Annotated in this window: 22 protein-coding genes; 16 read left to right on the top strand and 6 right to left on the bottom strand. The window is 39.3% G+C overall.

Going from position 1 to position 22,646, the window contains the following annotated elements; all coding sequences use genetic code 11:
- The first annotated feature begins 6 nt into the window (after positions 1-6).
- Positions 7-240, top strand: a complete 234-nt coding sequence (locus B1NLA3E_RS20285) for a hypothetical protein (RefSeq protein ID WP_041580735.1) — start codon at positions 7-9, stop codon at positions 238-240.
- A 59-nt stretch (positions 241-299) separates the two neighbouring features.
- Positions 300-506, top strand: coding sequence for a DUF2933 domain-containing protein (locus B1NLA3E_RS20280; RefSeq protein WP_015595688.1), 207 nt, complete (start codon positions 300-302; stop codon positions 504-506).
- Between the two features lie 63 nt (positions 507-569).
- Here B1NLA3E_RS20280 and B1NLA3E_RS20275 read toward each other — a convergent pair whose 3' ends face one another.
- Both B1NLA3E_RS20275 and B1NLA3E_RS20270 read right to left on the bottom strand, forming a co-directional pair.
- Positions 570-1,808 carry a hypothetical protein gene (locus tag B1NLA3E_RS20275; RefSeq protein ID WP_015595687.1) on the bottom strand — a complete coding sequence of 413 codons (1,239 nt, stop codon included), beginning with the start codon at positions 1,806-1,808 and terminating at the stop codon, positions 570-572.
- A 166-nt stretch (positions 1,809-1,974) separates the two neighbouring features.
- Complete coding sequence (locus tag B1NLA3E_RS20270; protein WP_015595686.1) at positions 1,975-3,513, bottom strand: multicopper oxidase family protein; 1,539 nt, start codon at positions 3,511-3,513, stop codon at positions 1,975-1,977.
- A 208-nt stretch (positions 3,514-3,721) separates the two neighbouring features.
- Here B1NLA3E_RS20270 and B1NLA3E_RS20265 point away from each other — a divergent pair, with 208 nt between their 5' ends.
- The 9 genes from B1NLA3E_RS20265 (at position 3,722) to B1NLA3E_RS20230 (ending at position 10,457) form a co-directional block, all read left to right on the top strand.
- Entirely contained in the window at positions 3,722-3,964 is a 243-nt protein-coding gene (locus tag B1NLA3E_RS20265; protein ID WP_015595685.1) for an SHOCT domain-containing protein, read from the top strand.
- A gap of 87 nt (positions 3,965-4,051) precedes the next feature.
- Complete coding sequence (locus B1NLA3E_RS20260; RefSeq protein WP_015595684.1) at positions 4,052-4,252, top strand: SHOCT domain-containing protein; 201 nt, start codon at positions 4,052-4,054, stop codon at positions 4,250-4,252.
- Between the two features lie 287 nt (positions 4,253-4,539).
- The gene (locus B1NLA3E_RS20255; RefSeq protein ID WP_015595683.1) at positions 4,540-5,091 is read left to right on the top strand and encodes a TVP38/TMEM64 family protein; all 552 of its coding nucleotides are present in this window, start codon (positions 4,540-4,542) and stop codon (positions 5,089-5,091) included.
- A gap of 117 nt (positions 5,092-5,208) precedes the next feature.
- Complete coding sequence (locus B1NLA3E_RS20250) at positions 5,209-5,628, top strand: metal-sensitive transcriptional regulator (protein WP_015595682.1); 420 nt, start codon at positions 5,209-5,211, stop codon at positions 5,626-5,628.
- 14 nt (positions 5,629-5,642) lie between these two features.
- Positions 5,643-5,849 (top strand): copper chaperone CopZ, encoded by a 207-nt coding sequence (copZ, locus tag B1NLA3E_RS20245; protein WP_015595681.1) that lies wholly within the window; start codon positions 5,643-5,645, stop codon positions 5,847-5,849.
- Between the two features lie 80 nt (positions 5,850-5,929).
- A complete protein-coding gene (locus B1NLA3E_RS20240) occupies positions 5,930-8,350 on the top strand; it encodes a heavy metal translocating P-type ATPase (RefSeq protein WP_015595680.1) in 2,421 nt (806 codons plus the stop codon).
- A gap of 29 nt (positions 8,351-8,379) precedes the next feature.
- Entirely contained in the window at positions 8,380-8,505 is a 126-nt protein-coding gene (locus tag B1NLA3E_RS25865) for a hypothetical protein (protein ID WP_268870644.1), read from the top strand.
- A gap of 209 nt (positions 8,506-8,714) precedes the next feature.
- Positions 8,715-9,089 (top strand): hypothetical protein, encoded by a 375-nt coding sequence (locus B1NLA3E_RS20235; RefSeq protein ID WP_015595679.1) that lies wholly within the window; start codon positions 8,715-8,717, stop codon positions 9,087-9,089.
- 3 nt (positions 9,090-9,092) lie between these two features.
- Positions 9,093-10,457 carry a 4Fe-4S binding protein gene (locus tag B1NLA3E_RS20230; RefSeq protein ID WP_015595678.1) on the top strand — a complete coding sequence of 455 codons (1,365 nt, stop codon included), beginning with the start codon at positions 9,093-9,095 and terminating at the stop codon, positions 10,455-10,457.
- Positions 10,458-10,534: 77 nt separating this feature from the next.
- Here B1NLA3E_RS20230 and B1NLA3E_RS20225 read toward each other — a convergent pair whose 3' ends face one another.
- On the bottom strand, positions 10,535-11,533 hold the full coding sequence (locus B1NLA3E_RS20225) for a nuclease-related domain-containing protein (protein WP_015595677.1): 999 nt from the start codon (positions 11,531-11,533) through the stop codon (positions 10,535-10,537).
- 458 nt (positions 11,534-11,991) lie between these two features.
- Between B1NLA3E_RS20225 and B1NLA3E_RS20220 the strand changes: the two genes are divergently transcribed.
- Both B1NLA3E_RS20220 and B1NLA3E_RS20215 read left to right on the top strand, forming a co-directional pair.
- Positions 11,992-13,575: a copper resistance CopC/CopD family protein gene (locus B1NLA3E_RS20220; RefSeq protein WP_015595676.1), complete on the top strand. Its 1,584-nt coding sequence runs from the start codon at positions 11,992-11,994 to the stop codon at positions 13,573-13,575.
- Positions 13,576-13,594: 19 nt separating this feature from the next.
- Positions 13,595-14,212 (top strand): YcnI family copper-binding membrane protein, encoded by a 618-nt coding sequence (locus B1NLA3E_RS20215; protein WP_041581237.1) that lies wholly within the window; start codon positions 13,595-13,597, stop codon positions 14,210-14,212.
- 44 nt (positions 14,213-14,256) lie between these two features.
- On the opposite strand, the gene B1NLA3E_RS20210 is transcribed toward B1NLA3E_RS20215, so the two are convergent.
- Positions 14,257-15,111 (bottom strand): TetR/AcrR family transcriptional regulator, encoded by an 855-nt coding sequence (locus B1NLA3E_RS20210; RefSeq protein ID WP_015595674.1) that lies wholly within the window; start codon positions 15,109-15,111, stop codon positions 14,257-14,259.
- A 336-nt stretch (positions 15,112-15,447) separates the two neighbouring features.
- Between B1NLA3E_RS20210 and B1NLA3E_RS20205 the strand changes: the two genes are divergently transcribed.
- Positions 15,448-18,678: an efflux RND transporter permease subunit gene (locus B1NLA3E_RS20205; RefSeq protein ID WP_015595673.1), complete on the top strand. Its 3,231-nt coding sequence runs from the start codon at positions 15,448-15,450 to the stop codon at positions 18,676-18,678.
- Between the two features lie 89 nt (positions 18,679-18,767).
- Here the strand turns inward: B1NLA3E_RS20205 and B1NLA3E_RS25430 are convergent, their stop codons facing one another.
- Positions 18,768-18,923, bottom strand: a complete 156-nt coding sequence (locus B1NLA3E_RS25430) for a hypothetical protein (RefSeq protein WP_187292117.1) — start codon at positions 18,921-18,923, stop codon at positions 18,768-18,770.
- 121 nt (positions 18,924-19,044) lie between these two features.
- Positions 19,045-19,797 (bottom strand): alpha/beta hydrolase, encoded by a 753-nt coding sequence (locus tag B1NLA3E_RS20200; RefSeq protein WP_015595672.1) that lies wholly within the window; start codon positions 19,795-19,797, stop codon positions 19,045-19,047.
- A 267-nt stretch (positions 19,798-20,064) separates the two neighbouring features.
- Here B1NLA3E_RS20200 and B1NLA3E_RS20195 point away from each other — a divergent pair, with 267 nt between their 5' ends.
- Together B1NLA3E_RS20195 and uvrB are read left to right on the top strand one after the other, a co-directional pair.
- Positions 20,065-20,298 carry a CsbA family protein gene (locus B1NLA3E_RS20195; RefSeq protein ID WP_015595671.1) on the top strand — a complete coding sequence of 78 codons (234 nt, stop codon included), beginning with the start codon at positions 20,065-20,067 and terminating at the stop codon, positions 20,296-20,298.
- Positions 20,299-20,666: 368 nt separating this feature from the next.
- On the top strand, positions 20,667-22,646 hold the full coding sequence (gene uvrB, locus B1NLA3E_RS20185) for an excinuclease ABC subunit UvrB (protein WP_041580732.1): 1,980 nt from the start codon (positions 20,667-20,669) through the stop codon (positions 22,644-22,646).

The raw sequence follows: 22,646 nt of genomic DNA, 5'->3' as shown, positions 1-22,646 counted from the left end.
AAGAATATGAAACAAACTTGGTCAAAAATCTTTTCAATATTTTTCATTCTTATGGGCATCGGATTACTGCTGGTTGTTCTGAGAATGGTCTGGTTCCCACCAAGTTCTATGGGGATGATGATGGGCAAGAATTTAATGATGCATCATGTAGCCTTTATGTTCAGCCAATTATTGCTGTTTTCTTTTTGCTTTATCGGGATTTTCATCATAGTTTGGATTGTTAATAATAAAGGAAAATAAAACTCCATATTAAATCCACTTTTCTTTTATAAAATAAAGAAAAGTAAGGAGTGATTTTAATGGAATGGTTACAATTTTTATTGGTTTTGCTATGTCCGCTCATGATGATTTTTTGCATGAAAGGCCATATGGGTGGTCATAAACAAAATCATGATCTACATAATTTGAATGACCTGGATAAAAAAGTAGGCAACCTCCTAGATGAGAATGCCAAACTTCGGAAAGAAGTTGCTGACCTCTCAATACTGGTGAAAAAAGAATCATAAATTGAAAGAGCCGTCCTTAAAAAAGGGTACGGCTCTTTTGTTTTGCTAAAAAGGACATTTGAATTAAATGCCCCTTGCTATTTTCTCTAAGACTTCTACACTAGTTCCAAATTTGCACATGGCATCACAGTCACAGCGCAGGTCTGAAAAAAGAATATAAGAGATATTGCATACATGTTCGTTTGAAAAGGAAGGCCGATGCAGTTGTGCTTTAATCTCCTTTTCTCTTTTGTTTGGAGCTATAAGGTAAAACATGCAACGATTATGATCTAGTGAAATGGATAGGTCATTTAATCTCAATATTCCGGAATAGATTGAAGTGGATTTCTCTACTTCAAATGCAGAAATGATTTCACCATTTTTATCAAGCCAAAGAAGATCAATAAGTGCAATCGTATCTTTAACCGCTTTTGGAATATCAGGAAGGTGCAGCTTGGCTAGTGACAGCTCTCCAAGCTTCAGGTTATTCCACTCTCTTCGGTGGTCGTTTTGTGCCACCCAAACATCATACCCTAAAGATTTTCCAAGGCGGGCAAGGTGATATTGCATTTCTGTATGCTCATTTTCTTCTAAAATATCATTCGTAACTTCTTTATGCCGTTTTAGTTTGCTTTTCTCAAGATTTTCTAGTGTGATTTGATAATTTTCACCCGTAACTAACCTACCGATTCCTATTTCGAAAAATAGACCAGCTATTGCTCCTAAGTCTTTAGAAAGAACATTGCTAAATTTTTGATTCCAATCTATGATCATTTCTCGCATTTTAAGATATTCATCCCATGAACCGAGTTTAATTTTCTGCTGGAATAAGACATTAAATCCCTTCACTATAGCTGTATTGAAGGGTGGAAATAAAGTGGGATGAAGAAAATATAGAATGTTAGCAACCGCTGGCCCGAGGCCTTTGATTTGTTGATTTTTTAATTTAATTATTTCTTCTGAAAGTTGTTTTTCCGTGGAACTTTGTAGACATCCTTTTAAAAATCGCCCAAATGTTTTTTTGTTTTTTTCATTTTCATATATATCTGGTATTCTTAACTTTGGTTTCCAGAAAAAAGCATGGGCGGCCCCTTCAAATATCTGTTTTTGCTCTGAAATTACTGTTACAACTGTTTCTAATGATGATCCTTTGAAATCACTACCGAATCCCTCATTTTCAATATCATCAATCACAACTTTAATGCCGCTGCGGATTGTACGAAACGCTTTTAGTCTATCGTTATTGTTAATGAACCAGGTATGGTAAACGGATTCTTGGTCAGATCGATATTCTTGTATCAACTTTTCTAATTGTTGCTCCATCTTGTTCCCTCCACAAAGTTAATATCAAATATTCCTATTATAATGGAGAATTATGCAGATTCAATGAATTTCAAAAAATAGTAAGAATTTATTTGCTATAGACCTTTTAAACAAAAAATGTGGTCGTTTTTATACGACCACATTTTTTAGGATAAGCTGAAACTGATTACTCGGGCTTATTGCCTGTATTCGGATCTGGTGTGTAGTTTGACTTGTAACCTTCATAGTTAACGACATCAACCATTCCTCCTGTTGCATGATGGAGATCATGGCAGTGGAACATCCAGTTGCCGGGGTTATCTGCTTTAAAGGCAACAATGTATGTGTCTCCAGGTTTTAAATTAATCGTATCCTTAATAATTGGTGAGCCTGTTAATGGGTTTCCATTTTTACTTAATACTTGGAAAGAGTGTCCGTGTAGATGCATGGGGTGATCAACCCCCTTAGGTGAGTTATTCACTAATTTAACCTTTACCAAGTCACCCTTTTTCACATTAAGACTCTCGATGTTCGGGAAAGATTTACCGTTGATTGTCCAATTGTTATCCATATTATTCCCATTGAGTTCCATCTTGTACTCAACCTCATACTTCTGATCTAGAGTGAATTCTCCGTTTTTTGCCCCTCCGTAATTAGTGTAATTAAATATAGGTAGGTTTTCATTTTGGTTAGAGTGATCATTTGATTTACTAGTACCTTCATATTGGATCATTGTTTTCATTCCGTCTTTACCCTTCGTTTTTCCGTGCTCCTCAAGGAACCATTTTCCAGGATTATTTGCTATAAACTCGATATCGTAACGCTCTCCAGGAGCAATCGCAATTAACTGGTCTTTTAATTTCTTTGGTTCATTCAACTCATGTCCGTCGATTGCAACAACTTTAAATTGATGACCATGAAGGTGAAGGTTATGGGATAAATACCCTATATTAGCTAGGCGTAACCTAACTGTTTCTCCTTCTTTTACTTTTAAGGGTTTGATAGTATCCCCGCTCTTACCGTTTATAGTAAAAATGTCGTAAATAGACATGTCGTGACCCATACCGTTTTTATTTTTTTGATCCTTTGTGCTAGAGCTATGACTCATGCCGCTCATGTTACCATGGTCCATGCTACCGGATTCGTTTGTGGACATAGTTGAGTTTTTAGGATTACTGATCCATTCATCTAACATAAGTGTGTAATCTCGATCGTAGGTTTTCTCCCTAGGCTCGACAATAAAAGAACCATAAAGTCCCATATCAACCTGGTTTACTGAGTTTTGATGGGAATGATACATGTAAGTGCCTGGGACTGAAGCTGTAAATTCATACGTAAAGGTTTCTCCAGGCTTGACCGCATTTTGCGTTACTCCTGGTATCCCGTCCATGTCATTTGGTACATTAACTCCATGCCAGTGAATGGAAACAGGTTCAGATAACTTATTTTTAAAATTAATTTTAACCCTTTCCCCTTCTTTAACACGGATTTGCGGACCTGGGACTGAACCATTGAATGTCCATGCATCGACAGTTACATTGCTGTTTAACTGATGAGTGGCTGCTTTAGCTACAAGGTTAAACTCTTTCCCTGTCAATGTTTTAAAACTTGTTGTTTCTAAACCTTCTCCATTGTTATCCTTTTTATTCTGTTCGCTTTGATTGGAAGAGCAAGCAGACAGTATGAGAATAAAAGCGGCCAAAAATACGGCTAATTTTAGCTTCATTAAAATACCTCCTGAATTTATTTTCTAGATTGATAATAGAAGATAAGTTTGCAGAAAGTATGGATTTATTTTGTGTAAAACAAAAAAATCAACGGTAAATATCACAGCTTTTAAAAAATAAATTTTATCCCTACATATTTTCTTCATAGTCGACCTTTATAATTAGTTAATAGAACAAACAATGAACTAAATGAAAGGAGAATGACAAATGATGGGTCCTGGATTTGGATATAGATATGGATTTATGAACTGCGGATCAATTGCCATTGTTATTGGTATTCTGTTGATTGTTTTATTTTTCTTTTTTATTTCAAAGAATCAAAGGAAAAATAAACACCCAGAAAATTTTGTTATCAACCCACAGCCACTAGAATTGCTAAAGGTAAGATTGGCAAAGGGTGAAATCACTCCAGATGAATATCAAAAGGTAAAGGAAACGATAATGAAATAAAACGCCTTTAATCCATATCCCTTCTAAGTATGATGGGAAACAGGATATGGCTAACATGGTGAATTAGGAATAGGAGGAGGAACATTCATGATGATTGTAGTGATTGTAGTGATTGGATTCCTTATTTATTTTGCGATAAACAAACAAACCACCGTAAGTGGAAACCATACTATTTCTCAGCCAGCACAAAATTCAGAACCACTTGAAATTACAAAATCCAGACTAGCACGTGGAGACATTACCTTGGAAGAATTCGAGGAAATTAAGAAACACCTGTTAACGGATTAAACTACCAAGGGAACAGTGCAGTTTGTAAACAAATAACAATCAACTGACCATCTTAAAAGGAGTGTAATTCATGATCAATATAGTTATCGGTGTCGTTATTTTTTCGTTAGCAGGATATTTCCTGGTTAAGCAAATAAAGGGGTCCGCGCAAGGGAAGTGTCCTTCGTGTTCATCTGAAAGCGAATGTAGTGGGAATTGTGATGGAAATTGTGGATGTTCCTAAATAGTATATTTTTTAATAAAATTAGACTTATGAAACGTTCAGTTATCATGGGAGTGTAAAGGAAATGATTGACCATGCTGTGGAGCTGTTACAATCTTATAAGTCGTTTGCTTTATTTATCAGTATTTTTTTAAATGTCATGATTAATATCATCGGATTTGTTCCCAGTGTATTTTTAACTGGGGCAAACTTGGTCGTGTTTGGTTTTTGGAAAGGGACGCTTGTGTCATTCGTTGGTGAAGGGGTCGGAGCTGTTGTTTCGTTTGTCCTTTACCGAAAAGGCTTACGTAAAATGGTGGAAACTAAGGCGTTTCAGCGTCCGAATGTTAAGCGACTGCTTGAGGTGGAAGGGAAACAAGCATTTGCTCTCGTTATTTCATTGCGGATTCTTCCGTTTGTTCCGTCAGGTGTCATCACATTTTTAGCAGCAATCGGACGAATGTCCCTTGGGATTTTTGTAGTATCGAGTACACTTGGGAAATTGCCAGCCCTTTTTTTAGAAGCTTACTCAGTTAATCACGTAGTTCAATGGACTTGGCAAGGGAAAACAATTATCACTGTTTTGGCGGGTCTACTGTTAATAGCTGTCTTGAAGAGGACGTCTGCGAAAAAATAAAATGCATGATGAAAACTAATTTTTTGTCCAAAATATGAAATGTAAAAACTTCAGGTTAATTTACTTCACATACTACAGGGGGGTATGGTACTATTCGTATAAAGGAGGTGGTGAGTTGTGGATTTTTCAAATCCGAAAGAAATGAAACCTCATTGTCATGATCATTGCGACCCTGAAACTGAAGTTAATGCTGAGGACGCAGAAATCCTATTGAATTCAGAAACCGATGAGAACACATCGTGTCATATTGTCTCTGAGCGAAAAAGCCATCATTCCGATAACGCAAAGAAAAACTTGATTACAAGGCTTAATCGCGTTGAGGGACAAATCCGTGGAATCAAAGGATTGATTGAAAAAGATACTTATTGTGACGACGTTATTACCCAGATTTCGGCAACACAGGCAGCCTTAAATAGTGTCGCGAAACTCCTTTTGGAGGTTCATATGAGAAGCTGTGTGGTGGAACGAATTCAAGAGGGTGATCATGAGGTTGTTGACGAACTGCTTACTACCATCCAAAGGTTAATGAAAAAATAGAGAGGGGAACAACAATGGAAAATACTACTTTAACAGTAAAAGGAATGTCATGTAATCACTGTGTGAAAGCAATTGAGGGCAGTGTTGGTGAACTTAATGGGGTCGAAAGCGTAAAAGTGGACTTAAAAGCTGAATCCGTAAGTGTAAAATTCAACCCTGAAGTTGTTACGCTTGACCAAATTAAAGAAACAATTGACGACCAAGGCTACGATATTGAATAGATGAATAAGTACGTGCTAGAGATAGCACGTTCTTTTACCACTTAAATATACCCCAATAGGGTATGAAAGGAGTTAGTTTTATGAGTCAAAATCTTAAAGAAACTAGCTTGCAAATCTCAGGTATGACTTGCGCCGCTTGTGCTGTTCGAATTGAAAAGGGCTTAAACAAGCTCGAAGGTGTTACCGAAGCAACCGTAAACCTTGCATTAGAAAAATCAGCAGTCAAGTTCGATCCAACGATTACCAATATAGAAACAATCCAAAATAAAGTCCGTGATTTAGGCTATACCGTTGTGACTGAAAAAGCAGAGTTCGATCTAACAGGAATGACCTGTGCTGCATGCGCAACTAGAATAGAAAAGGGATTAAATAAGCTAGATGGTGTCGTCAAGGCGAATGTTAACCTCGCCTTAGAAAAAGCGAGTGTGGAATACAATCCTAGCAATTTGGCAAAATCAGATATCATTAAAAAAGTGAAAGCGCTGGGATATGGGGCAACCGTTAAAGAGGAAGCTAACCAACAGGCTACAGTTGACCATCGCCAGCGAGAAATTGAAAACCAAACAGGTAAATTTTTATTCTCGGCCATTCTTGCCATTCCACTTTTATGGGCAATGGTTGGACATTTCGAATTTACTTCGTTTATATATGTTCCAGATATGTTTATGAATCCTTGGGTTCAACTTGCTTTGGCAACACCTGTACAGTTTATCATAGGCAAACAATTTTACGTTGGAGCCTTTAAGGCATTGAAGAATGGCAGTGCCAATATGGATGTGCTAGTTGCACTTGGAACATCTGCGGCGTATTTCTACAGTCTTTATCTCTCAATTATTTCGCTTACAGATACAGCGCATACTGTTGAGTTATATTACGAAACAAGTGCTATTTTGATCACTTTAATTATCTTAGGAAAGCTATTTGAAGCCAGAGCTAAGGGCCGCTCGTCCGAGGCGATTAAGAAGTTAATGGGACTGCAAGCGAAAAATGCCATTGTGGAGCGGGACGGAGTTGAAAAGGAAATTCCTCTCGAAGATGTTATAGTAGGCGATATTCTCCATGTTAAGCCAGGTGAAAAAATTCCTGTTGATGGAAAAATAGTTCAAGGTCAGTCCGCCATTGATGAATCGATGCTAACTGGAGAAAGTGTGCCGGTTGATAAAAAGGTCGGTGATGAAGTCATCGGAGCGACGATTAATAAGAACGGATTTCTAAAGGTGGAAGCGGTCAAAGTTGGAAGAGACACTGCATTAGCGCAAATCATTAAAGTGGTTGAAGAAGCTCAAGGCTCGAAGGCTCCTATTCAGCGCTTAGCAGATCAAATTTCTGGCGTGTTTGTTCCAGTTGTTGTGGGATTAGCGGTGCTGACTTTCCTTATTTGGTTTTTCTGGGTTGAACCTGGAAATTTCGCGGAAGCGTTAGAAAAATTAATTGCTGTTCTTGTGATTGCTTGTCCATGTGCACTAGGTCTAGCGACGCCAACGTCGATAATGGCCGGTTCTGGCCGTGCAGCGGAATTTGGAGTTTTGTTTAAAGGTGGCGAGCATTTAGAAATGACGCATCGAATTTCTGCCATTATTTTAGACAAAACGGGTACTGTTACGAACGGGACCCCTGTATTTACAGATGTTATTCTTGGTAAAAATCAAACTGAAGTGGAATTTCTATCAATGGTAGGTTCTGCCGAAAAACAATCTGAACACCCTTTAGCACAAGCAATTGTTCAAGGGATAAAAGAAAAAGGAATTACTTTGAAAGAAGTCTCGGGCTTTGAAGCGTTACCGGGATTTGGGATTAAAGCAATGGTGGAAGGGAAATTATTGCTGGTCGGAACTCGGAAGCTAATGGCCATGGAAACTGTTGAAATAAACGATGCAGAAAATCAGATGGTAGCCTTTGAAAAAGAAGGAAAGACAGCAATGTTAGCAGCTGTGGACGGTCAATTTGCAGGGATTGTTGCGGTCGCCGACACCATAAAAGAAACCTCACAAGCTGCTATTAAAAGACTGAAAGAGATGGGGCTTGAAGTCATAATGATTACCGGTGATAACCAGCAAACCGCGAAATCGATTGCCATGCAAGTGGGAATTGATCACGTCATTGCTGAGGTATTGCCAGAGGGTAAAGCAGATGAAGTGAAAAAATTGCAAGCAATGGGCAAGAAAGTGGCTATGGTTGGCGATGGAATAAATGATGCTCCGGCGCTTGCCGTTGCTGATATAGGGATGGCCATAGGAACCGGAACGGATGTTGCAATGGAAGCAGCTGATATCACGTTAATCCGAGGAGACTTGAACAGCATTGCTGACGCCATTTTCATGAGCAAAAAGACAATGCGCAACATTAAGCAAAACTTATTTTGGGCTTTTGGATATAATACGCTTGGAATTCCAGTCGCAGCTCTAGGGTTTTTGGCACCTTGGCTTGCCGGTGCAGCGATGGCTTTCAGCTCTGTGTCGGTTGTGCTTAACGCACTGCGATTGCAGAAAGTGAAATTATAGATTAAAAGATAAAATCGGGGTGACTATATATGATTAAGAAATGGGTGTTTGGGGCTATTGCTTATTTAATTGTTGTGATGATTGGTTTTGGAATCTATAATTCAACGGTGGATCCAAAACCAATGAATCAACATCAACAGGAAAACATGAAATAAATAGATTTGAATGAAGCATGATGGGAAAATTTCCTGTCATGCTTTTTTTTTGGCACCTTTGATATATCCTTGCGCTTTTGTTGCTTTTTCACTAATAAAACGCTATTAATGGGTGCTTGTCACATTTTATCCAAAAAAAGCACATGGTTTCTGCATATTCATCTTTTAAATTTAAGAAGTACTTTTAAATCAAAAAGGAGGTGGCTTGGTTGGCTCGAATCATCGTTTTTTTATTTGCAATAGGAATTATTTTATCAAATAGTCATTTAGCATTTGCTGACGGGGGAATGGAAAATGGTAAGAAGAATGTCAGCGAAGTAAAGAACTCTACTCAAAAAGAGTCAAACAGTGGCCATAGTGAAAGCAAAAAACAAATGGATTCTTCAAAGGGAGAATCAGATGAGATGGAAATGGAAATGGGCGGTTCTAATAAATCCAGTGATACTGGGAGTGGTCATGAAGAGAGTGGCCCAAAAGTTGATGCCCCACCAAACTACAAAGTGCTAGGAACATATGGTGCAGTGAATTTATCATTCATTTTAATTGGGATTTGGAATAAATGGATCAGAAGGAAGGTTGTGTAAGGTATGGCGACTCCAGAGAAAAACTTAAAACCAAAAAAGGAACCATTTGACCTCCTATCCATACCGGTAGTAAAAAAGTTTGTTAAAAGCAAATGGTATCCGGGAATCTTTCAATGGATTGTCATTTCCGTGTTTTCCCTGATTGTGTTTGAACTGGTAATGGGGACAGTAGATCCAAGTAAAAACTTTGGTACTACGATGACATGGGTGCTATGGTGGCCGATTATCCCTATTCTTTTCTTAGTAGCCGGACGCTTTTGGTGTGCGATTTGTCCTTTCGGGAAGTTAAGCGACATCATACGGAAGCTTGTCGGTAGCAAGCGACCAATCCCTAAATTTTTAAAAAAATATGGAATTTGGCTCATTGACCTTTTCTTTATTTCGATTACCTATAGTGACCATATGTGGGGAATTGTTGAGTCGCCGCGCGGTTCGGGGTACTTATTACTTTTATTAGTCACAATGGTTGTAGGAACATCCGTTTTTTATGAAAGAAGAGCGTTCTGTAAGTATCTTTGTTTTCTTGGTGGCCTTGCGGGTAACTATTCACGGTCTGGGGCTGTTAAAGTTCAAACGACACCAGATATTTGTAAAACGTGTAAAGTACAAGCTTGCTTCAAAGGAACTGCTGAATGTGAAGGATGTCCAATGTTTCAGTTTCCAAGGACAATGGAATCTGCTGCCGAATGTAATATTTGTGGAAATTGCGTCAAAAACTGTCCAAATGATTCTATTAAAATTACAACAAGAATTCCGACAAGTGAGTTATGGGGACTAAAGAATCCAAAACTTGAAAATGCTTCATTAGCAGCTGTTATTATGGGAATTGTTTTCGTTCAAAATATTACCATGCTTGAAATTTGGCAAAGTATTTTACATGCAATTGGTAAGGTTACTGGCACGATGAACTATAGTATCAACTTTTCAGTTGCCTTTATTATTGCGATGGCGCTACCAATCCTTTTATTGTTAGGTACATCAAAATTAGCTTCCTGGTTCGGATTAGATGGTACAGTGAAAAAGAACTTTACTCGTTTTGGATATGCGATTATTCCTTTGGACCTTGCTGGTCACTTGGCGCATAATCTGTTCCATATCTTTACCGAAGGAAAGGCAGTTTGGTTTAATTCAATGGGCCTATTCGGAATGGAATCAGCCCCTGAGAGTTTGGCTCTTGCTTCTACTCCAACCGTGCAAATGATCCAATATATCATTATTGGGATTGGATTAATCGGGACTACCTATACAACATACAGAATGGGAAACAAGGCAGCTTTTAAATCCATGTGGCCTTTATATCTATTTATGTTGGTGTTAGCTGCTATTAATATTTATTTATTCTCACTACCTATGATGCACAGGGTTTAATGATATATGATAGTTTAATTGAAGCTGTTCGATTGGAAAAATCACGACTGCCTTGGGGAAACTCGGGGCAGTTTTTTTTATGGTCTTATTTTGGGGCTACTCATGAGATACAGTCTACTTAGATCATAAACCCTACCCTTGTTTGAGCCGGAGTGGGGAAGATCCAGTTTTAATAGAAGGTGTTTTGTTTTATCAGGAGACGGGAGATGTAGAAATTCGCAACATTTTCGGTTAGTTATTTTTGAATCGATTAGTAGGGAATAATCAATTAGTGCTGGAATATGAGCTTCTTTGGAGCTATTTAGGCATTTTGGACAAAACCATGACCCGAACTGATGGACCATTGGAATGGCAAAACAGGTTGGACATTGGACGCCAGTAATGATCTCAGCTTGGGATTTTCCGTAAAACTCTAATGGGTTATAATCCCTTGGTGTATGTAGGTTTAAGAGGGTTTTACAAATTTTTTTCATTTCTTTTGAATTGAGAATAGATTCAGGGTGAATTTTTTGAAGGCTTTCAACTTTTTCGGGAATTAGGTGGGCAAAACATACTTTTTGAAGTGCTAGGGGAGAGGTGGAACTAGTATCTATTCTGGTAGAGGCCTTGCTGATAGCCACGACATATTCTATCGGGTATTCGCTAAAATTCCATTTTTTACATAATGCCTCTAATTGTTGCGTTTGCCGCTTTGCTTGGATAATTGGATCTTTAAAGCTATCTTCATTACCATTATGAGTTCTAATGAGCTGGTGGAAATGAGGCTCGAAGAATAGTTTTCCAATGATATTTTTGATTTCATTGATTAGACCAAAATTCGATGAAAGGATAAGAGTGTCAATTTGGAAGAAGTAATCACCAGTAGATTTTAAGCGGAGATCGTGGAAGATGTGATAGTCGTTTGTGGGGAGGAATCTTAATTCTTTATCAGCAGCCTTTTCGCCATAGTATCCAGCGGTCCTTTTCGCTATATTTTCTTCAATTTCCGGTCTTCTCAAAATGAATTTTGGGGTTCTTCTTAATAAAGCGGTATCTTTTACGATTTCTATTGGTATATCACGTTCTTTTACAATCACATTTTCAGCTCCTTTTTGCTATTTACGATTTTTATTCGCTATTAGTCTATGATATTCCTTCAAATTGAATGGTTGAAAGGGACAAGAAATATTATATCGGTAAAATCTCGATTATATCGGTAAAATCTCGATTATATCGGTAAAAATCAAATTATATCAGGAAAAACTAGATTATATCGGCAAAAATCAAATTATATCAGTAAAAAAACAAATATATCAGCAACTTGACTTTTTTTACCAATTCCTACAATCAATCACAAAAATATCAGCCAAAACTCCTCAATTTCTGGATAGAAACTCAATAGATTCTCCATATTCATCGACTAAAGTTCGAGGCAAATAGGTAACAGTTTTTCTAATAACGACATTAATATGCTGGTAAAGTTGAATTAATTGTTAAAAAGAGGGGGAGTGTGTAAAATGGAGAAAATATTAAAAAAGTTGGGGCTGCAGCTAACATGGTTAAGAGATCTCTGTCCAATCTTCTCATTTTGTCCTCTATTATACTCATTCTTGTTATTCCTCAAAATGTTCTTGCACATGCGATATTAGAAAAGGCAAACCCAACACCTGATAGCATCCTCCAGACTGCTCCGAGCAAAATTGTGCTTTCTTTTAATGAAAGGCTTGAAAAAGAGCTCTATTCTATCAAGGTATTCGATGATCAAGGTGAAGTCATTAGTAAAAATAAAACGAAGATGAGTATAGATCAAAAAGAATTGCAGCAAAAAATTCCTACTCTTTCAAATGGTCGTTATACAATATCTTATCAAGTATTATCAGCAGACGGTCATCCTGTGAAGGGTTCCTACGTCATTTCAGTTGGAGAAGTGGCAGATGCTAGTATCAGGCAACAAAACGAGTTACATAACGAACAAAAGGGATCCTCCCTTGCCACAATCATTCAATCTGTGGTAAGAGTTTTATATTACATAGCTTTACTGTTTGTTACAGGTTGGGTTCTTTGGGAGCCGACAGTAAGAAAACTAAATTTCTCACAGAAGCAAACAAGTTATCGACAGTGGACAACGTATCTACTATTCGCATTTTTGACTATAAACTTGGTCATGGGTGCGCTGAACTTTAATGAATTACTAGACACTTGGACACTAAAGGGAATTGAGGTTATTTTAACCGAAACAACAGCTGGGATTTCCTGGACCATCTTCATGGTTTTATCAACTTTAGGCTTCGCAATCTTACATCGGAATAACTGGCTGGATCGATTATGGGTCGTTCTGCTCCTTGGGGCAAAAAGTGTGAATGGACATGCGCTGGCCTTTGATCCTCCGCTACGAACCATTTCGATTGATATCGTTCATTTACTTGCTGCCGCGATATGGGTAGGAGGACTTTTCTATATGGTGGTATGTTGGAAACAGCAACGAGAACACGTGCGGCAGTTCATGCTGATTTTTTCAAAAGCAGCATTGATCAGTATCATCGTGCTAATCGTCACAGGTCTTGCATCAACTCTCATTTTTTTACCAAAACCCCACTACATTCTTTATACCCAATGGGGAATTTGGCTGCTTGTAAAAATAGCTCTTGTGTTTTGTGTCATCTTAATTGGTGGTATTTTAAGATTTTCAATGAAAAAGAATAAGGAACATGTAATTGGTAATTTAATTAAAGTCGACTTTACAATCATGATTTTAGTAGTAGGGATTGTCGGGATCTTTACTCATTTAAGCCCGCTCCCACAAAACCAATCGCTAGAATGGCACAAACATGAGAAGGGCATTGAACTCGCAACGTTTATCTCACCAAAGGTACCTGGTTACAATATGTTCATGGTTGCAGCCAGTTCAGATAAACCAGACGTAGCCATCAAACGAATTGAACTTTTTTTAAAGTCCAAAGACCATCTAGATGTTGCGCCGATTCAAGTACCATTTGCTAGCTACGAGCCAAATAAGAATGTTCATTATATGGCGAAAGGGAATTATCTTCCATTTACGGGGAATTGGATAATGGAAGTTAGGGTGTTAGATTCTAACGATGACGAACATGTTTATGAAAAAGAATTCATTGTTTATTAAAGAGAGGAAGTTAATTAATATGAAAAAGCTAGTAACTTTAATTGCCGTAATGATTGGAGCAATATCGCTTTTTGCAGGGGTGGCAAGTGCACATGTCACGGTTCAACCGAAGGAAACGACACAAGGGAGCTATGAGGTGTTCACAGTCCGCGTTCCTTCTGAGAACGAAACCGTCCCAACGACAAAAATTGAAGTGAAGTTCTCTGCTGATGTTAACATCTCCCGTTTTGAACCAAAGCCAGGCTGGACATATGAAATTCAAAAGGATGCTTCTGGTAAAATTACGAGCGTTACCTGGACAGCAGAGGGCGCTGGTCTATCACCAACTGAATTCGGTCAATTTAACATGCAGGGGAAAGTAGAAGACAAGGCCAAAGAAATAGTTTGGAAAGCATATCAAACGTATCAAGATGGAAGTGTAGTTGAATGGGTTGGTGCAGAAGCATCAGTGACCGTAGTGCATCCTGCTGATGCTTCTGCTGAAAGCCATGACCACGGCGCTGCAACAACTGAGCAACCAATAGAGGAAACAAAATCTACAACAGAAACAAGTTCGCCAGATGTTCCACTTTATCTTTCTGTTGCTGCATTATTTGTAGGTTTGTTGTCTTTAGGTCTTTCACTTAGAAAAAAATGATAAACAAAACAGCGGTGGCTCGAATTAGAGCCACCGCTGTTTTGTTAAAGCAATTTTATCTTAAAATACCCTGCTATTTTCTCCTGTAATTCGGCCAAGCTGTTTTCGTGATTGAGAGTAGCTAGCATGCCTTGAATGACTGGTGTTCGAGGTGTGTCACTTTTGATTTCTGATTCCAGTACTTCGAGCGAAATTCGCAGGTCGCCCGCCAATTTGTGCTCCAAAATAGCTTGCGATAATAATTCGAGCAGGCCATCTTTCCCCAATTCATGGGTTTCAGGACTAACACCAAATGGATTTGTAGTCACAATTGGAACTTCATCGGAAGCCTTAAATCCCTCCACTAAACTATCCATTCTTTTTAAAATAAACCTTGCTAAGTAGTTTAAATGAACGTCGGACTTATTAAAAATAATCAGTTCAAAGTAGGAATTGATGATTCCCAGCAGCATCAGGGTTAGATCGACCACGTATGGGCGAATGGTTTCACCGTAAATCGAAAGTAGGGCATTCTGGAAAAATTGTTGTGTCTGGATCCGCATTATTTTTATAAAATTAGCCACTTCATTATTAAAGGGAATGGCATGCTCTCGTGTTTGCATTATGATGAATTCTTTGTGGCGTTGGACTTCATCAAGTTGCCCTGCTAGCTGTTCAACGAAAAGCTGGCGAGGTGTTAGGTTTTTGTCCTCCAATGCTTCAAGTCTTGATTTTATTTGATGGTAGTAATATTCGAAGATTGCGAGCAGCAAGGATTCCTTTGACTTAAAATATAGATAGAATGCCCCCTTTGAGATATTGCATTCGGTGGCAATTTCTTGAATGGAGGTTGAGTCAAAGCCTTTTTTTGCAAATAACTTAATCGATGCTTCGATTATGGCTATTTCTTTTTCCTTCATATTAATACTCACTTCCTGTGATTTAAGAATAATTTAAGGATTTTTTTATTGACTAGTGACTGACTAGTCATTTATATTATTAACGAACCTGACCAGGTGGTCAATGTTGTTTTTTTTATAAAAATGGCACTGTTAAACTAGAATGTTGATTTCCGTTCCAGGCGCTTCGCTTTCCGCGGGGCGGGCGGTGAGCCTCCTCGGCGCTAAAGCGCCTGCGGGGTCTCACCTGTCCCGCTGCTCCCGCAGGAGTCTTCGCGCCTTCCACTCCAATCAACATTGTGCAAAAAATCAACATTGAGCTTTAATACAGCCATAAAAATAAGGAGGATCTCCTACATGAACGGTATGATCAATTTTGTCTTGAAAAATAAATATGCGGTATGGCTATTAACATTAATCATCACCGTGGCAGGCTTGTATTCGGGAATGAATATGAAGCTTGAAACGATTCCAAATATTAATGTGCCCATGATTAGTGTGACTACGGTTTATCCGGGTGCAACACCTCAGGCAGTTGCTGATGAGGTGTCAAAGCCAATTGAGCAGGCTATTCAAAACCTGAATGGTGTCAGTGTTGTCAACTCATCATCCTTTCAAAATGCATCATCAATTCAGATTGAGTATAAATATGAGAAAAACATGGATGAGGCAGAGGATGAGCTTAATAAGGTATTAGCGAATCTGTCGTTTCCGGAAGGCGCTAAGGATCCGGACATCGCTAGGATGAGCATGAATGCTTTTCCAATTTTAGCGGCTAGCGTCGCCAATGACAAGCAGTCGCTTTCAGAGCTTTCGAAAACAATGGAAAAGGAAATTGTTCCGGCATTGGAAGGCCTGAATGGAGTGGCATCTGTGCAAATTTCCGGCCAGCTTGTGAACGAGGCTGAGCTTGTTTTCTATAAAGATAAAATGGCACAGTACGGTTTGAGCGAGGATACGGTTCAAAATATTATTAAAGGCTCGAATGTAGCGGTTCCATTAGGTTTGTACACTTTTGGAAATAGTGAGAAGTCGGTCGTGGTTGATGGGAAAATGATCACCATTGCTAATTTGAAATCAATGGAGATCCCAGTGATGCCAAGTGCCAGCGCTCAAGCTGCACAAGGAAGTGGTTCAGAGCAAGGAACGGCTGGGGCGCAAGGTGCTTCTGGAATGTCAGGCGTGCCAACGGGAGCGGGAACACCGGTGACAACTGGAACACCGCAAACAGCGCCTGGCAACCAGTCAGCAACAGGAACCCAATCGGCGCCTGGAACCCAGTCAATAGGCTTGCCAACTGTCAAGCTTGGCGACATTGCTGATATTAAGGTTGTTGGAAAAGCAGAAACGATTTCGCGGACAAACGGAAAAGATGCGATTGGCATTCAAATCATAAAAGCATCTGATGCGAACACCGTAACAGTTGCTAATGCAGTTAAAGATAAATTAGCTGACTTCGAAGATAAAATGAAAGGTCTTGATGTGAATACGACCTTTGACCAGGCTAAGCCGATCGAACAGTCAGTAAGCACGATGTTAAGTAAAGCGATCTTTGGGGCTATTTTTGCCGTGCTGATCATTATGCTATTCTTGCGCAACTTTAAATCAACATTGATTTCAGTTGTATCGATTCCTTTATCATTGTTAATTGGGATTTTATTGTTAAAACAAATGGACATCACCCTAAATATGATGACATTAGGGGCAATGACGGTGGCGATTGGTCGGGTTGTCGATGACTCCATCGTTGTGATTGAAAACATTTTCCGGCGAATGTCATTATCTGGTGAAAAACTGAAGGGCAAAGCGCTTGTGCGTGAAGCCACGAAAGAAATGTTTATGCCGATTTTGTCTTCGACACTTGTGACGATTGCTGTATTTTTACCAATGGCTTTGGTTAAAGGAATGATTGGCGAGTTATTCATGCCGTTTGCTTTAACTATTGTGTTTTCATTGTTGGCATCGTTACTAGTTGCCATCACAATTGTGCCTATGCTAGCACACAGTTTGTTTAAGAAGAATTTAGCGCAAAAGGTGCATCATGAAGAGGGCAAGCCAAGCAAATTGGCTGGTGTATATAAATCAGTTTTGAATTGGGCGTTGAACCATAAAGCGATCACTTCATCGATTGCGATTTTAATGCTCGTAGGAAGCTTTTTCTTAGTTTCAATTATTGGGGTTAGCTTCCTTCCAGCGGATGAAAACAAAATGATTATTGCAACGTACAAGCCGGCTCCTGGCGAAACGTTATCAGAAGTGGAGCAGCTAACCACAAAAGCGGAAAGCTATTTTATGGATCGAAAAGATGCCAAAACGGTCCAGTTTTCATTAGGTGGGCAAAACCCGATGAACCCTGGAAGCGGCAAGGATGCCATGTTCTTTGTGAATTATAAAGATGATACGAAGAATTTCGAAAAAGAAAAAGAAACGGTCATTAAAGATTTAAACAAGATGACTAAAAAAGGTGAATGGGGTAGCCAAGATTTCTCGGCAAGTGCTGGTAGCAATGAAATCGTTGTCCACGTCTACGGCGATGATCTGAAAGAGATCGAGCCAATTGTGAAAGAGATCGAAGACAAAATGAACTCGACAAAGAACTTTAAAGACGTCAAGTCGAGTATTGCTGAAACATACGATGAATATGTTCTAGTTGTAGACCAAGCCAAAGTAAGCAAACTAGGCTTAACTGCTGGTCAAATTGGCATGGGACTTATGCCAAATATGCAGCGTCCTGTTTTAACAACAGTTGAAAAGGACGGCGAAGGGCTTAATGTTTATTTGCAGGTCGAAAAAGAGGCCATTTCTAGTATTTCAGATTTAACGAGCAAGAAAATTAAGTCACCACTTGGTTTTGAAGTTCCTGTTAGTGAGCTTGTAAAAGTGAAAGAAGGAAAAACGTCTAACACGATTACTCGCCGCGATGGTCGGATTTCTGTCCAAGTAAGCGGTAAGCCTAAAACTGATGATGTATCTAAGGCATCTAAGGATTTGCAAGTGAAAATGGATAAAATTGACCATCCAGATAGCATCGAAATTTCAATGGGTGGAGTTACCGAGGATATTAATAGTGCCTTTACACAGTTAGGGCTGGCGATGTTAGCAGCCATTGCGATTGTGTATTTGATCCTAGTGATCACGTTTGGCGGCGGTCTTGCGCCACTTGCGATTCTGTTCTCGCTACCGTTTACGATTATTGGTGGGTTAGTAGCCTTGCTAATTGCCGGGGAGACGCTGAGTGTATCATCCTTGATTGGGGCATTAATGTTAATCGGTATCGTAGTAACCAATGCGATCGTGCTGATTGACCGCGTCATTCATAAAGAGCGTGAAGGCTACAGTACACGCGAAGCCTTATTAGAGGCGGGATCAACCCGACTTCGGCCGATCTTGATGACGGCGATTGCAACTATTGGCGCCTTATTACCACTAGCATTTGGAATGGAAGGCAGTGGACTCATCTCCAAAGGCATGGGCGTAACGGTTATCGGGGGTCTGACTAGTTCAACTTTGTTAACCTTGCTGATCGTGCCAATCGTGTACGAACTATTGAGCAAATTTAAAAAGAAACCTGTTCAAGGTGAAGAATAATCATTAAATCAAAGAAGCTGACACCAATTTGGTAGTCAGCTTCTTTGATTTTTGTCGTTATGGTTGCGTTTTTGATTAAATAAATTGTCCTATTTTTTCTCGGGTTGTATTCTCGCATCGGCGACAGGACTTTGTTCCGGAGAATTGTTTTCCTCAACTGGAAAATTGCTAATCAAAAAGGCAAACACCAACACAGTAAACAACACGCTAATGAACACATAAAACCGTTCCTGTAAAAGCTTCATTATTTCTAATCTCCCTTAAGTATGTTGAGGCTAACCCCCGATTTAGAGAGTAGACCTCGTGTTTTTCATTAAGTAGAAGCGAGAAAGTAACCCAACGTTATATGTTTATTAGCATTGGTGCTTAATTATTAGTAAATTTTTTAATAAATTCATAACAAGACTTGGCGATGAAGCCTTTATCGAAATCAAGCGAAGCAACATGAAACGAATTTTCCAACACAATTTGTTGCTTAAACTTTGATGAAATATCTTGCAAAATTTTTCGTGAATCAGATGGCGGTACGACATGATCTAATTTTGATGTAAAGACAAGGATAGGGGTGTGAACATTCTTAAGTTGGTCGGCAGTTGCTTCAATCACTTTTTGCAACTCATGAATCGCAGATATCGGGACAGAATCGTAGGTGATTTCAAAGGCCTGTGGATCCTTGATATCTGGAGCACCTTCGGCGACAAAGCGCGGACCATTGCCATTTCGATATTGATCATAAGCAGGGACATGAAGCGCCGCGTTAATCGTTAGGACACCCTTAATATCCGGGAACTTGGCGGCCAGTTGTAAGCAGAGCGCGCCACCCATTGACTGCCCAACAATAAAGACATCATGACAAGTTTCTTTAAGTTTAAGATAACCTGCCTCAAGATCCTTCAGCCAGTCCGAATATTTAGCCTCTTCAATATCATAAATTGATGTCCCATGACCAGATAACCGAGGTGCATACACCGTAAAACCGAATTTATTTAACAATTTCCCAAGCTCACGGACACTTTGGGGTGTTCCGAGAAATCCATGGGACAGGAGGATTCCTACCCCATTTCCTATAAATAAAAATGGTTCAGCGCCAGCAATCACTTTACTTTTTACCTCATTCATTTTTCTGCCCCTCTTTCTGCTTCCAGATGTAGGGTGGAAGCGATAAAAAATATATACCGTCTATTAGTGAACTTTAGTTAGTTTTTTCAATATTTGTTAATTTTAATTATATAGGGATATTTCATAAAATTCAATACTAATTTTATAAATCATATAAGAAAACTATGAATTGACGTTTAAGCTTTGCAAATAACATGCTTAGAGGTTATTCTATTAATTAATAAGATGTTCGGACATCATCATTTTACTTAGAAGGAAGGTGTTGCAATGGTACTCAAGTTTTTGTCTGCTCTTTTGCTTCCGGGCATGGTGGTTGTTTTGTTTGCCCGCGTAACCTATAGCCATATCATTGGGTTAGTGTTAACGGTTGCGCTTATTGCTGCGTCTGTTTATAAAGGGTACACGAATACATGGTGGTTAATTATTGTTGACGCCTTTTCGCTGACTGTAGGGTTTTGGTACAGCACTGCAATGATCGAAAAAACCCGAAAAAAAGCGTAACAACGAAACCATTGAATAGAAAAGACTCGCCACAGCTTATGGAGTTGTGGTTTTTACGGTTAAAAGGGAATTTGTTGTATATGGGATTTTTTGGTTTTCGGCCGATAAAATTCTGAAAAACGGCCGACAAAATCCGAAAAACGGCCGACAAATTCTAAATGCCTATCTCAAAACACCAATATCGGGCAATAAATTCCATATTCAACCAATCATCAGCGAATATTTGTTCGCTTATTGTTGGTTTGTTTTCCCTCGTTTGTGGTAGAATGTAATATAGAAGATTAGTAATCACAATTGACATATCAGCGTCAAAAAATGCTGATTTATATACGATTATTCAGGGCTATTTTTCAAAAAGGAGGTCTAAGGTGATGGACCAGTTTGAATTAGTTTCAAAATACTCACCACAAGGGGATCAACCGGAGGCTATCCGCCAAATTGTTGAAGGGATACGCCAAGGGAAACGATATCAAACCCTACTAGGAGCAACCGGGACAGGGAAGACTTTCACGATTTCTAATGTCATCAAAGAGATTAATAAACCAACCTTGATTATTGCTCATAACAAAACATTAGCGGGTCAGTTATATAGTGAGTTTAAAGAATTCTTTCCGAATAATGCGGTTGAATATTTTGTTAGTTATTATGATTACTTTCAACCAGAAGCCTATGTTCCTTCGACTGATACATTTATAGAGAAAGATTCTAGCATCAACGAAGAGATTGATAAATTACGACATTCAGCGACTTCGTCCTTATTCGAACGGCAGGATGTCATTATCATCGCTAGCGTTTCCTGTATATATGGCTTAGGATCACCAGAGGAGTATCGTGATTTAGTCGTGTCCCTCCGGACAGGAATGGAAATGGAGCGGAACCAACTGCTACGTAGGCTAGTTGATATCCAATACAGCCGGAATGACATCGATTTCCAACGGGGAACCTTTCGCGTTAGAGGGGATGTAGTAGAAATTTTCCCAGCATCTCGAGATGAACATTGCATCCGCATTGAATTCTTTGGCGATGAAATTGACCGAATACGTGAGGTAAATGCCTTAACAGGAGAAATAATGGCTGAACGGGATCATGTTGCCATTTTTCCAGCTTCCCACTTCGTAACCCGTGAGGAAAAGCTACGCGTAGCCATTCAAAATATTGAACAAGAGCTCGAAGCACGACTAAAGGAGCTTCGTGCCAATGACAAACTCCTTGAAGCACAGCGCCTTGAACAAAGGACTCGGTATGATTTGGAAATGATGCAGGAAATGGGGTTCTGTTCCGGAATCGAAAACTATTCACGCCATTTAACGCTTCGTCCGCCCGGATCTACTCCGTATACCTTGATTGATTATTTTCCAAAGGATTTCCTGCTTGTTATCGATGAGTCGCATGTGACCTTGCCGCAAGTTCGTGGGATGTTTAATGGTGACAAAGCCAGAAAACAAGTGCTAGTAGATCATGGCTTCCGTTTGCCGTCAGCACTCGACAACCGCCCGTTAACCTTCGACGAATTCGAAGGACATATCAAACAAAGTGTCTTTGTATCAGCCACTCCTGGGCCATATGAGCTTGAACATACCCCAGTGATGGTCGAACAAATTATCCGTCCTACTGGTCTGCTTGATCCAACGATTGATGTCCGACCAATCGAAGGGCAAATTGATGATATGATTGGCGAAATTAATGATCGGATTGCCCGGAATGAACGGGTGTTGGTCACAACTTTAACGAAGAAAATGTCAGAGGACTTAACCGATTATTTGAAGGAAATCGGCATTAAGGTTCAGTACCTTCATTCTGAAGTAAAAACGCTTGATAGAATCGAGATTATCAGAGAACTCCGGCTTGGAAAATATGATGTTCTTGTTGGTATTAACTTGCTCAGAGAAGGTCTTGATATCCCTGAAGTTTCTTTAGTCACGATTCTTGATGCAGATAAAGAAGGATTCCTCCGCTCCGAACGATCTTTAATCCAAACAATGGGTCGAGCAGCCCGGAATTCAAACGGCCATGTCATTATGTACGCAAATCGGATTACCAATTCGATGGAGCTTGCAATTAGCGAAACAAAACGACGTCGACAAGTCCAAGAAGAGTACAACAGAGTGCATGGAATTACGCCAATGACTATTCAAAAGGAGATTCGGGAAGGCATTCGTGCGACCTATGCTGCCGAAAATCCAGAGGAATACAAACCTGCAACAGCGTTTGGCAAGCTGAACAAAAAAGAAAGAGAAAAGCTAATTGCCACAATGGAAAAAGAAATGAAAGAAGAAGCCAAGAACCTCAATTTCGAGCGGGCGACCGAGCTTCGTGATCTAATATTTGAGTTGAAAGCGGAAGGATGA

This window comes from Bacillus sp. 1NLA3E (assembly GCF_000242895.2).
In the GTDB taxonomy this organism is placed as follows: Bacteria; Bacillota; Bacilli; order Bacillales; family Cytobacillaceae; genus Bacillus_BU.
Note: the sequence above shows the minus strand (reverse complement) of the source record. Positions and strands in the feature narration are given on the sequence as shown.